11 protein-coding genes and 3 tRNA genes are annotated in these 11,697 nt (G+C 64.4%); 10 read left to right on the top strand and 4 right to left on the bottom strand.

The features are described from left to right. Positions 1 to 213: 213 nt before the first annotated feature. The gene (locus KW825_RS09065; protein ID WP_218291291.1) at positions 214 to 696 is read right to left on the bottom strand and encodes a glutathione peroxidase; all 483 of its coding nucleotides are present in this window, start codon (positions 694 to 696) and stop codon (positions 214 to 216) included. A 223-nt stretch (positions 697 to 919) separates the two neighbouring features. Here KW825_RS09065 and KW825_RS09060 point away from each other — a divergent pair, with 223 nt between their 5' ends. Together KW825_RS09060 and KW825_RS09055 are read left to right on the top strand one after the other, a co-directional pair. Then, positions 920 to 1,528: a 2OG-Fe(II) oxygenase gene (locus KW825_RS09060; RefSeq protein WP_218328989.1), complete on the top strand. Its 609-nt coding sequence runs from the start codon at positions 920 to 922 to the stop codon at positions 1,526 to 1,528. A gap of 217 nt (positions 1,529 to 1,745) precedes the next feature. Further along, positions 1,746 to 2,735 carry a D-alanine--D-alanine ligase gene (locus tag KW825_RS09055; protein ID WP_218328988.1) on the top strand — a complete coding sequence of 330 codons (990 nt, stop codon included), beginning with the start codon at positions 1,746 to 1,748 and terminating at the stop codon, positions 2,733 to 2,735. Positions 2,736 to 2,798: 63 nt separating this feature from the next. Here KW825_RS09055 and KW825_RS09050 read toward each other — a convergent pair whose 3' ends face one another. Beyond that, entirely contained in the window at positions 2,799 to 3,212 is a 414-nt protein-coding gene (locus tag KW825_RS09050) for a VOC family protein (RefSeq protein WP_218328987.1), read from the bottom strand. Positions 3,213 to 3,405: 193 nt separating this feature from the next. Here KW825_RS09050 and KW825_RS09045 point away from each other — a divergent pair, with 193 nt between their 5' ends. Together KW825_RS09045 and KW825_RS09040 are read left to right on the top strand one after the other, a co-directional pair. Further along, the gene (locus KW825_RS09045) at positions 3,406 to 4,191 is read left to right on the top strand and encodes a tRNA-uridine aminocarboxypropyltransferase (RefSeq protein ID WP_218328986.1); all 786 of its coding nucleotides are present in this window, start codon (positions 3,406 to 3,408) and stop codon (positions 4,189 to 4,191) included. Positions 4,192 to 4,527: 336 nt separating this feature from the next. Beyond that, the gene (locus tag KW825_RS09040) at positions 4,528 to 5,307 is read left to right on the top strand and encodes a TSUP family transporter (protein WP_042652264.1); all 780 of its coding nucleotides are present in this window, start codon (positions 4,528 to 4,530) and stop codon (positions 5,305 to 5,307) included. A gap of 68 nt (positions 5,308 to 5,375) precedes the next feature. Here the strand turns inward: KW825_RS09040 and KW825_RS09035 are convergent, their stop codons facing one another. Next, complete coding sequence (locus tag KW825_RS09035) at positions 5,376 to 6,227, bottom strand: LysR family transcriptional regulator (protein ID WP_218328985.1); 852 nt, start codon at positions 6,225 to 6,227, stop codon at positions 5,376 to 5,378. Positions 6,228 to 6,278: 51 nt separating this feature from the next. Further along, positions 6,279 to 7,196: a DMT family transporter gene (locus KW825_RS09030; protein WP_218328984.1), complete on the bottom strand. Its 918-nt coding sequence runs from the start codon at positions 7,194 to 7,196 to the stop codon at positions 6,279 to 6,281. A gap of 167 nt (positions 7,197 to 7,363) precedes the next feature. Here KW825_RS09030 and KW825_RS09025 point away from each other — a divergent pair, with 167 nt between their 5' ends. The 6 genes from KW825_RS09025 to KW825_RS09000 all read left to right on the top strand — a co-directional run bounded on the left by KW825_RS09025 (position 7,364) and on the right by KW825_RS09000 (position 11,684). After that, positions 7,364 to 8,242: a helix-turn-helix domain-containing protein gene (locus KW825_RS09025; RefSeq protein WP_370302239.1), complete on the top strand. Its 879-nt coding sequence runs from the start codon at positions 7,364 to 7,366 to the stop codon at positions 8,240 to 8,242. Between the two features lie 259 nt (positions 8,243 to 8,501). Next, entirely contained in the window at positions 8,502 to 10,136 is a 1,635-nt protein-coding gene (locus KW825_RS09020) for an ATP-dependent endonuclease (protein ID WP_042652260.1), read from the top strand. Between the two features lie 110 nt (positions 10,137 to 10,246). Then, positions 10,247 to 10,966 (top strand): hypothetical protein, encoded by a 720-nt coding sequence (locus tag KW825_RS09015; protein ID WP_218328983.1) that lies wholly within the window; start codon positions 10,247 to 10,249, stop codon positions 10,964 to 10,966. 274 nt (positions 10,967 to 11,240) lie between these two features. Next, a tRNA-Met gene (locus tag KW825_RS09010) sits at positions 11,241 to 11,317 on the top strand. A gap of 104 nt (positions 11,318 to 11,421) precedes the next feature. Further along, positions 11,422 to 11,498 (top strand) — tRNA-Met (locus KW825_RS09005). 109 nt (positions 11,499 to 11,607) lie between these two features. Beyond that, positions 11,608 to 11,684: transfer RNA gene (locus KW825_RS09000), tRNA-Met, on the top strand. Positions 11,685 to 11,697 lie beyond the last annotated feature (13 nt).

Here is an 11,697-nt window from a genome sequence, read left to right as displayed (position 1 = left end):
TGGGCTCAACGGGTGACGGCAGCCAGAGGGCCCGTCACGACATGGAAAAGATTATGGGCGCGTAATATAGCAGAACTGCGGCGAGCACGCAGTAATCCTGTGGGCAACGAGTGCTTTACGGGGCCGGGCCTCGCGCCGCAAGCTCCTCATCCTGCCGCGCTCGCCAAGGGGAGAGGGCGATCCCGGCCTGGGGAAGGCTGCGGCGCAGCCTCTTCAGGCTGGCAGCAGCGCCCGGATCTTGTCGGTCAGCTCCTCGGGCTTGGTCTGGGGGGCGGCTCTGTCCACCACCCGGCCCTCGCGGTCGATCAGGAACTTGGTGAAGTTCCACTTGATGGCCTCGCTCCCGAGCAGACCCGGCTTCTGCTGCTTGAGCCAGCGGTAGAAGGGGTGGGCCTGCTCGCCGTTGACCTCGCACTTGGCCATGAGCGGGAAGCTGACCGGGTAATCCACCGAGCAGAAGCGGGCTATCTCCTCGGCATCGCCGGGTTCCTGATGGCCGAACTGATCGCAGGGGAAGCCCAGGATCACCAGCCCGGTCGGGCCAAATTGGCGATGGAGCGCCTCCAGCCCCTGGTATTGGGGGGTGAAACCGCAGCGACTGGCCACGTTGACCACCAGAATGACCTGGCCCTGCAGGGCGTCCAGGGGAAAGTCGCTGCCATCGAGCCGTTGCAGAGTGAGGGAGGGAAGGGACATGGCGGGCTCCTGAAGGGGTGAACAGGGTCAAAGGTTGAGGCCACTATCGGGCTCTATGGGCACGTTAGCTGGCTAGGGGCGGTGGGGCAAGGGGAAATCGGGGGCGGGCGCCTGCGCCCTTGTGCGTATTGATGGTGGGACTTCTCAGGAGAAGCAATCCGGTTTGTGCCAGGGGGACTAAGTCGCTACAAAGCGCACTCTCTCCACTCGTTGCGAGCCCATCTTGGACTATCAAGCCGCCATGGATGCCATTTACACCCGAGGATGGGTGATAGTGGATGATTTTTTAACCGCCGCCGAGGTGGAGGCGCTGCGTGCCTGCCTGCCGGGGGACTGGCAACCGGCAGGGATCGGGCGGGAAGCGCTGCATCAGGGCAACCCCGATATCCGCCGTGATCAGATCCACTGGCTCGAGGCTGATCTCGGTGCGCCTGTGGTGGATTACCTTGCGCGCATGGAGTCCCTGCGCCTGGCCGCCAATCGCAGCCTGATGCTGGGGCTGTTCGACTACGAGGCGCACTTCGCCCGTTATCGCAGCGGTGACTTCTATGCCACCCACAGGGACGCCTTCGCCGGTCGCTCCAATCGCCGCCTCACCTCGGTGTTCTACCTCAACAACGGCTGGCAACCGGAGGCGGGCGGAGTGCTGCGCGTCTACGACAACGACGAGCAGTTTCTGATGGATGTCTCACCCAAGGGGGGACGGTTGGTGCTGTTCCTGTCCGAGGAGTTTCCCCACGAGGTGTTGCCAGCGAGCCAGGAGCGTTACAGCATCGCCGGCTGGTTCAGGGTCAACGGCAACGGCGTCGGCCGGGTCGATCCGTCTCGCTGATTGAAACCGCGAGACCTTTTCTGACACAGGGGTTGCCACAATCGAGGCCTTTGTGGCCCCAAGCGGGGGAAGAGGGCTTCCATCGGCTGACAAGGCTTTGCCTCCCTTGCTACACTGGCCGCACTCAATGTTCGTATCTGGCTTCGTCCGGTTTTTTTTCGTGCGGTGGTTCATCACGGATCATGACGAAGCCGCTTCTCCCAAGGGATCATATCTAATGAAGAACATGCATGTTTTGCTGCTGTGCGGCGGCGGTGGCGCCGAACACGAAGTCTCTCTGCGTAGTGCCAATTTCCTCGAGCAACAACTCGCCCTCCTGCCCAATGTCGAAGTGACCCGGGTCGAGATGTTTGCCGATCGCTGGCTCAGTGCCGACGGCCGCGAGTGCAAGCTGGGGCTGGACAAGCTGCTCTCCTTCGACAGCGTGGCCCGCCCGGTGGATTACGTGGTGCCCTGCATCCACGGCTATCCTGGCGAGACCGGCGATCTGCAATCCTTCCTCGAGCTGGCGGGCCTGCCTTATCTGGGTTGCGACGCCGAGGCGAGCAAGATCTGCTTCAACAAGATCAGCACCAAGCTGTGGTTCTCCGCCCTCGGTATCCCCAACACCCCCTATCTGTTCCTGACCGAGCAGGATGAGGCGGGGATCGCCGAGGCGAAAGCCGCCCTCGCCAAGTGGGGCAAGGTGTTCATCAAGGCCGCCTCTCAGGGCTCCTCCGTTGGCTGCTACTCCGCCAGCAACGAAGCCGAGCTGGTGCAGGGCATCAAGGACGCCTTCGGTTACTCCGAGCAGGTGCTGATCGAGAAGGCTGTCAAGCCGCGCGAGCTGGAAGTGGCGGTCTACCAATACGGTGACGAGCTGGTGGCGACCTATCCGGGCGAGATCTGCGTGCCGACCGACAAGTTCTACACCTACGAAGAGAAATACAGCAGCGCCAGCCACACCGAGACCGCCCTGCATGCGGAAGGTTTGACCCTGGCTCAGTCTGATGCCATCCAGGCCTATGCCCTCAAGGCATTCCGTCAGCTGAAGTTGACCCATCTGTCGCGTATCGACTTCTTCCTGACCGAGGAGGGGGAGATACTGCTCAACGAGATCAACACCTTCCCCGGCATGACCTCCATCTCCATGTTCCCGAAACTGCTGGAGCATCACGGTCACAGCTTCGCTCACTTCCTCGAGCAGATCCTGCGCAAGCCCGCCTGAGAGGCGTCAGTGGTGAAATGAAGAGGGGCCTGTCGGCCCCTCTGTCATATGCGGCGCGACAACTCACATAGGTGCCGAGGTGAACAGCCAGATGTGGGCGCCCTGGGGATCGGCGATCAGGGCCATGCGCCCGACGGTGGGGATGTCCATGGCGGGCACCACCACGCTGCCGCCATGGGCCGTCACCTTGGCCAGCCTGGCATCGACGTCATCCACCGCTATGTAGGTCGCCCAGTGGGGCGGCACGCCGGCCATCTGCGGATTGTCGCGGGTGGCCTGCACCCCGGCCACCGGTCGGCCATTGGCGACCAGCATGGGGTAGTTGCCGCCCTCCATCTCCATGAGCTCAGTCTGCCAGCCGAGCACCTCGGTGTAGAAGCGGACCCCGGCCTCGCCATCGGGCACATAGAGCTCGTGCCAGGTGAAGGTCTTGCCTTCGGCCAGGGCGTGCTCCCTGGCCATGTCTTGTTCTGCCATCTTCTCCTCCTGTGTCCCATCTACCTTCCCGGGTGTGGGATGATGGGGTGACGACCAAGTATAGAGCGACTCATTGGGCTCGCGAGTCTGACCGGGGAGGGCCGCGCAGCTTGCGGCCCGCAGACCCGCTCGCTACAATCTGCCCCCCTTTTGTACTGCAAACCGCACCCCAGACTGTGCCGCCGAGCCCGCCATGAAGCCAATCCCCGATCACGCCGTCAACCGCCTGCGCATCTGGCGCAAGAGCATCTCGACCCGACCCTTTCTCGCCCGCGGCGGCAGCGTGCCCCGCTGTGAAGCCTGCCAGCTGCGCCATGCCTGGTGTGCCTGCGAATGGCGGCCCGAGCTCAAGGCCGAGGCCGGTTTCTGCCTGCTGATGTACGACAGCGAGCCGATGAAGCCCTCCAACACCGGCCGCCTCATCGCCGACGTCTTGCCGGACACGACCTGGGCCTTCCTCTGGAAGCGCACCGAGCCCCACCCCGACTTGCTGGCCCTGCTGGCGGATCCCGTCTGGCAGCCCTATGTGGTGTTCCCCGCCTGCGAGAAGAACCCGGCGCGGGTGACCGAGCGGGTGGCCCTGGCCCCTGGCAAGAAGCCGCTCTTCATCCTGCTGGACGGCACCTGGCCCGAGGCGCGCAAGATGTTCAACATGAGCCCCTATCTGGATGGCTTCCCCGTGCTGTCGGTGCGGCCGGATGCGCTCTCCACCTATGGCATGCGGGTGGCCAATTGTGACGAACACCTCTGCACCGCCGAGGTGGCGGCCTGCGTGCTGGAGGTGGCCGGCGAGCTGGCGGCGGGTCAGGCCTTGCAGCTCTGGTTTAATCTGTTCAGCAGCCGCTATATGGCCGGCAGAGTGAGCCGGGCTCCCGGCGAGGACGAGTCACCGCTGTTGCAGGCCCTTGACGAGATCAATGGGGGAGTCGCCGAGCCTGCCGTGGAGACGGGCGAGACAAGCGTTGCCACTCTGGTGTAACCGTCAGCTCAGCTGTTGCATGGCGAAGATGAAGTCTTCGGGGCAAGAATGGCCCGCGATAAAGGGCAGGGGAGAGACAGCGCCGGCCAGGCTGATCGCCTGAACCGCTGCGCAGGTGATCAACGAACATAGGGGAGCGGATCCACCGTCTGCCCCTGTTTCGCTCGCTGTACGAGTCTGTGCCTGGGATCGTCTATTGATGAAAACCAGGAATCAATTGACTGCCATTGTTTCGTTAGCCTCATGAGCCTGCGCCCGCTAGGATAGCGACCAGCGTTACTCATCTGTGCCCGCCTGGCGTCGCCGCGGGGCACCACAATCACACGAGGTCTATGGATGGAATTGGAACTGCTCACCCTGGTCGCCCTGTTCGGGGTCGCCCTTATCGCCGGCTTTATCGACGCCATCGCCGGGGGCGGCGGCCTGTTGACGGTGCCAGCCCTGCTGGCGACCGGCATGCCGCCGGCGCTGGTGCTCGGCACCAACAAGCTGCAGAGCAGCTTCGGCTCCTTCTCCGCCACCTGGTTCTATGCCCGCAAGGGGCTGCTGGAGTGGGCCATGATCTGGCCCGCGGTGATCTGCACCTTCATCGGCGCGGCCATCGGCACCCTGGCGGTGCAGACCATAGACGCCGCCATCCTGGAGCGGCTGCTGCCCTTCCTGCTGATGGCCTTTGCCTGCTACTTCTTCTTCTCCCCCAGGGTGAGCGATGCCGAGAGCGCTCGCCGTCTCACTCCCATGCTGTTCGCCCTGCTGGTGGGTGGCGGGGTCGGCTTCTATGACGGCTTCTTCGGGCCGGGCACCGGGTCCTTCTTCGCCATCGGCTTCGTGGCGCTGGCGGGCTTTGGCATGGCGCGGGCCACGGCCCACACCAAGCTGCTCAACTTCACCTCCAACATCGCCTCCCTGCTGTTCTTCGCCCTCGGCGGCAAGGTGGTGTGGAGCGTCGGTTTCTGCATGGCCCTCGGCCAGTTCATCGGCGCCCGCTTCGGCTCCAAGCTGGTATTGAAGAAGGGGGTGAAGCTCATCAAGCCGCTGCTGGTCACCGTCTCCCTGCTGATGTCGGCCAAGCTGGTGTGGAGCCAGTACCCCGAGCTGTTTAGCTGGATCAGCTAAAAGACCTCTTTCGTTGCAGATGACAAGGCCGCGTGATCGCGGCCTTGTCATTTCAGTTACCCTCGGGCTCAACTTGGCCGGGCGAAGTGGGCCCTGATCCCCTCGACCAGCCGGCCGATGCGGGCCCGCTTCAGGCTGCTCTGGCGATAGACCAGGTGCAGCGGCCGCCCCAGCCCCGGCAGGGGACGCGCCCGCTCCCCCTGCTCACCCACCAGGGCCAGCAGGCCTGCCGGCAGCAGCACCGGTCCTATGCCCGCCTTGGCCAGCTCGATCAGCGCGAGATAGGAGTCCAGCTCCATGCTGGGCACCAGCCCGAGTGCGGCCAGCGGCTCGCGCAGGTAGCGGTTGGAGGGATTATCCAGATCCATGGTCAGGATGGGGCGCCCCTGATCATGAGATAGCCGCGCCCCTTGATCCGCGTCCCCCACCAGATAGAAGGGCTCCTCCAGCAGCAGCTCGGCGCACAGGCCGTGACCGGGGGGCAGCCGACCGGCACAGATGCCGAGCAGGGCATCGCCCCCGCGCACCCGCGCCAGTATGACCGGGGTGTGGTGGGTGGAGAGGGCGAGGCAGGGATCCTGGCTGAGGTAGTCGTGCATAAAGCGGGCGAGGTAGCCCGCCAGCAGGGTCTCGGAGCAGGCGACGGGCAGGGGAGTACTGTCGGTGAGGGTCTGGCTGTCCGCCAGTACCCCCTTCATCTCCGCCAGGCTGGGAGCCAGCCGGGCGAGCAGCTCCAGGGCCTGGGGGGTGAGCCGGATCTGGCGGCCATCCGGCTCGATCAGCTTCTTGCCGAGGCGCGACTCCAGCTGATTGATGCGCTTGCTCACCGCCGACTGGCTGATGTAGAGGCGGCTGGCCACCTTGGCCATGGTGCCCTCGCTCGCCAGCAAGCTGAGTGTCTCCAGCCCTTCCAGTAACATATCCCCTCCCATCCTACCTGTTGGAAGGGGTTACCTTAGGGGCTGGTGGACTCAGGGGCAAGTGCCGTCTGCCGCCTTGGGATGCGGCCAGCGCCAGGACTTCAGGGGCGGGGCGAAGATCACCAGGTTGCCGAGCAGGCTGATCACCACCCCCACCACGGACACCGTCTGCCAGACGAAGCCCTCATACAGGGTGGAGAGGCTGAGCGCCACCAGGGGGAACAGCACTGTGGCGTAGGCGGCCTTGCTGGCGCCGATGCGCCCCACCAGGGTGAGGTAGGCGGTGAAGGCGATGACGGAGCCGAAGATGGCCAGATAGACCATGGCCGCGAGGTAGCGGGGCTCGGTCGGCAGGGTCAGCGACTGTCCGAGCAGCAGGACCCAGCCCAGCAGCAGTGCCACCCCGTACACCATGCCCCAGGGTACCATCTGCAGCACCTGGTAGCCCTGGCGCTGACCGCGGGCCGAGACCAGATTGCCCAGGGAGAAGCAGAGCGTCCCCGCAGAGGCGAACAGCAGTCCCTTCCAGCCGTTTGCACCCAGTTGCGCATCCGCCAGCACAGGCCAGAACAGCAACAGGGTGCCGAGTAGCCCCAGCAGGGAGCCCTGCAGCCAGCGCAGACTCGGCTTTTTACCCTCGAACAGCCAGAGGTTGAGGCCGTTGAAGATGCTGGCGCTGGCGAAGATCACCGCCGACAGGCCGCTCGGAATGTAGAGGGTGGCATGGTAGAAGCAGAGGAAATTGGTGGAGAACAGCAGGGCGCCGAGCAGGGCGGCGTAACGCTGGCCCTGCCAGGGCAGGCGCGGGAACTTGCCACTGAGGGTGAGCAGGGCAAACAGCGCCAGGGCCGCCAGCGCGAAGCGATAGAGCACCGAGACCTCGATGGGGATGGGCCCCAACTGCCAGGCGATGGCGATCCAGGTGCTGCCCCAGATGAGGACGGTGGAAATATACAGCAGTAGGTTCATAGGGGATCCGGTCAGAAAAGGGAAACGACATGGGGATCAGCATGGGCCGGACGGCGTGCGCTGGCTTACAGCATCTTGCGGTTTTTTTGGCGTGACCGCTGTGCGCGGCAAGGGGGAGGGGTAAGATGGGGCAGGATGAGGCGCAAGGCACAGGCGGGTTGCAGCAGATGAGACAGGCGGGAGTATTCGATGCACTGGTCAGCACGGGGGCAAGGCTGGAGGATTCCTGCTGGCTGGAGCCCGGGCTCGGGGTCGCCAGCTGGCGCAACTGTTACGATCAGACCCGCTACCACAAACCTGGCCATCATACTGTCAGCGTCTACCTGCAGGGGGGCGAGCAGACCGAGCGGCTGGACGGGCCCGGCGGCCACGGTGGCACCGGCAAGGTGTGCATCATGCCGGATCACCACAGATCCGAGTGGCTGGTGCGCGAGGAGTTTCGCTTCTTCCACCTCTATTTCAGCCCCGATCACCTCGCTCGCATCGCCGAGCAGGCCTGTGACAAGGAGGGCCGTCATCTGGTGCTGGAAGACAAGACCTTCATCGATGATCCCCAGGCCGCGGCGCTGGTGCAGGCCCAGCTGATGAAGCTGGACTGGCAGCACGGGGTCGATCGCATGGCGCTCTCCCACGGCGCCTGGATGCTGATGTTGCACGCCTATCGCCACCACACCCGGGAGGCGCCCAGCCTGCCCGAGGTGCGCGGCGGCCTTGCCCCCGTGGTGATCCGGCGGGTGCAGGAGTATCTGCTGGCGCACCTGGCCGAGCCCGTCACCCTGAGCGAGCTGGCCCAGGAGGCGGGCCTCAGCGAATATCACTTCGCCCGCATGTTCGGCCAGAGCCTGGGTTGCCCGCCCCATCGCTACCTGCAGGGATTGCGGCTGAAGCGGGCCAAGCAACTGCTGGCAGGACCCGATCCCCTGGCCAGCATCGCCGCCCAGTGCGGCTTCTCCTCCCAGGCCCATCTCGGCAACCGCTTCCGGGAGGCCTTCGGCCTCAGTCCCGGGCAGTGGCGCAGCCAGTTGTCATCCCATTGTCACGGATAGGCGGCAGACTCGTTGGGTAACGGCAGCCTGGCTGCCCTCTATCACCAAGGAGTGTCCATTGAAGCATCGCAAGCGTCAGATCCGTACCCGCCATCTCTGGTTCAGCCATTGGAATGGCCCCAAGACTCGGCTCTGTGTCCCTCCCGCCCCCGAACCTCTCATTCCTCACAGTTCCCGCTGAAAGTCGCCACGACCCGATAGGATTTTCCTGGCAACTTTGCCACTATGACGCCATCAGCATGGACTTGGGTATGGCCTCATGTTTCTGGAACGTATTGAAGTCAAAGGTTTTCGCGGGATAAATCGACTCTCGCTCGGGCTGGATCACACCACGGTGCTCATCGGCGAAAACGCCTGGGGCAAGTCCAGCCTGCTGCGCGCCCTCTGGTGCCTGCTGGGGGATGCCGGCCCCTATCAGTTCACCCGCGATGATTTCCACCAACCGGAAGACCCGGAGCTGGCGTCGTCGCGCAACCTGCAACTGGTGCTCACCTTCAGCGAGTACCGGCCCCAGATGTGCCAGCACTCACGCCGGCTTGCGCGCCTCGGCGAGGCCTGGATCCCGCACCGGGACAAGTTTCACCGCGTCCATTATCGCGCCAGCGCCGAGCTGCAGGATGACGGCAGCGTGCTGACCACCCATGACTTTCTCGACGGTATCGGCAAGACCCTGGCCATCGACGACAACGATGAGCTGGTGCAGTTGCTCATCACCATGAACCCGGTGTTCCGCCTGCGCGATGCGCGCACGATCCGCGATGGGGTCGAGGCGCTGCCCTGGGGGGATCTGTCCGAGCAGCGCCTCGGCGAGCTGTCCGGCAAGCTGACGGATGAGCCCCAGCGCATCGGTGAGCCCGAACTGAAGGAGGCGTTGCTGGCGGTGCGCCAGTTGATGGAGCACTACTTCAGCGCCCTGGCCCCCATCAAGCACAAGCCGCGCAGCCAGCGGGAGATCGTCAATCGCCCCATGACGTTGCGCAACCCCGGCAACCTGCAGATGCTGCTGCGCAACGCCGACAACCGGGCCTTGCAGCTGGCGATGGCGGGCATGGCGGCCATGCTGCTCAACGCCCGCGGCAACCGCGAGCTGGAGGAGGGGGCCAGGCCCATCATGATCCTGGAAGATCCTGAGAGCCGCCTGCACCCCACCATGCTGGCGCTGGCCTGGGGCCTGCTCGAGCAACTGCCCGGCCAGAAGCTGCTCACCACCAACTCGGGGGATCTGCTCTCCTCCCTGCCGCTCAACCAGGTGCGCCGGCTGGTGCGCCGTCAGCAGGACATCGTCTGCCATCAGCTGGGGGGCGAACGCTACAGCAGCGACGACTTGCGCAAAATCGCCTTCCATGTGCGGATCAACAGACCCATGTCGATGTTCGCCCGCTGCTGGCTGCTGGTGGAAGGGGAGACCGAGATCTGGCTGCTCTCCGAGCTGGCCCAGATCTGCGGCTACAGTCTGCGGGCGGAAGGGGTGCGCATCATCGAATTCGCCCAGTGCGGCCAGGCGCCGCTCATCAAGGTGGCGCGGGACTTTGGCATCGAGTGGCACCTGCTTACCGACGGCGACGAGGCCGGGATCAAGTACGCCAGCTCGGCCCGCTCCCTGCTCAAGGGCGAGCGGGAGCGGGATCGACTGACCCAGCTGCCGGCGGCCGACATCGAGCACTATCTCTATCAGAACGGGTTCGAGGGGGTGTTTCGGCGCGAGGCCGGCGTCGGCGGTCGCTCGACCCTCAACCCCGGGCGCATCATCGCCAAGGCTATCCATCATCGCAGCAAGCCCGGCCTGGCGCTGGCGGTGGTGGAGGAGGCGGAGCGGCTCGGCGGCGAGCGCATCCCGCCGATGATCCGGCAGATGTTCGCCAGGGTGGTGGCCCTGGCGCGCGGCCAGGGCTAGATCCGGATATCGCCGTTGGGGATGGGGGCGGGTTTGGGTATACTCGCCCCTCTCTTTTTTACTGCCGGGCGCCCCTTTGGCCCCGTCATCCGTTTGCTGCCGGAGACCCTATGTTCGTCCAACTTCCTTTTTGGCTCTTTCCCCTGACCGGCCTGATGGCGCTGGGTGCCCTGATCGCACTCGGGCTGGTGCTGTGGCGCGGCGATCTCTGCCCGGGCCAGCGCTCGCGGATCACGACGCAGCTCTTCTCCATCTGGGTGATCACCGGGCTTTCCCTGATGCTGGCGATGGAGGCCGGGATGAAAGGCTGGCTGATCTGGTGCGGGGGTGCCGCCATGATCCTGGGGATAGTCCTCTCCCTGGCCCAGTCCCGCCTGGAGGGCAAGCGCGCCATCCCGTCCAGCCTGCTGTGGCTGCCGGCCATGCCGCTCGCCCTGTACGGGCTGGGCCTGCTGCAGATCCAGGGCTGGCTGAGCGGGGCGTTGCAGATGATGCTGCTGGGATCGGCCTTCGCCCACCTGATGCTGCTGCGTGCCCGTCACAGGCTGCAGGCGTTCAATACCCTGCTGCCCATGGCGGGGCTTGTCGCCGCCATCCTGAGCCTGATCTGGCTGGCGGTGCTGGTGGGGTGGCAGGGTCATGGCGCTAGCCTCGATGCCCTGATCCCCGGGGTGCTGACCCAGGCCGGGCTGCTGATCGCCGCCCTGCTGCTCTGGTTCAGCCCGCTCTATCGACAGCAGGAGACGGCGCCTGTGGTGGTCTCGACCACCCTCTGTGGCCTGATCATCGCCCAGCTGGCGGCGACCAGCGTGTTGCATCAGCTGGTCTGAGCCTACCGCAACGCGTCATGAAGAATAGAGAAGCCCGCGCCGTCCCATAGGCGCGGGCTTTTTCATGGGAAAGGCGCACCGCCGGCGTGGATCGGCTGTCAGATATAGAGAGGGGGCAGAGCTTCCTGCGGGGCAGGGCATCAGCTAGCTGACTGAAAAAACTACGGTTTGTTGCAAAAGAACACAACATATGGCGGTTTCATCCCCTAATGCACTTTTTTTAGGATAATTACTTGCAATCTCAGCGCTGGCGCCTATTATTGGCGACCTCAGACGCGGGGTGGAGCAGCTCGGTAGCTCGTCGGGCTCATAACCCGAAGGTCGTCAGTTCAAATCTGGCCCCCGCAACCATCTGAGAGTCGACATCGAAAGCACGAGTTAAGTGGTTGTAGATGAAGGCGTTTTACTGAAGAAAGCAAATTGGCTACTGCTCGGCCTGTTTGAAGAAATACGGACGCGGGGTGGAGCAGCTCGGTAGCTCGTCGGGCTCATAACCCGAAGGTCGTCAGTTCAAATCTGGCCCCCGCAACCAACTATTTGTCCTCATGGCACGGCTTCGGTCGCTGCGGTGAGACGAAGACGCAAGGTACCCCTGCTCGGTACTCTGCGGGATAGGTCCGGTAACGGACAAACAATTCGGACGCGGGGTGGAGCAGCTCGGTAGCTCGTCGGGCTCATAACCCGAAGGTCGTCAGTTCAAATCTGGCCCCCGCAACCAACTATTTGTATTC

This window comes from Aeromonas sp. sif2433 (assembly GCF_019218705.1).
Taxonomy (GTDB): domain Bacteria; phylum Pseudomonadota; class Gammaproteobacteria; order Enterobacterales; family Aeromonadaceae; genus Aeromonas; species Aeromonas encheleia.
Note: the sequence above shows the minus strand (reverse complement) of the source record. Positions and strands in the feature narration are given on the sequence as shown.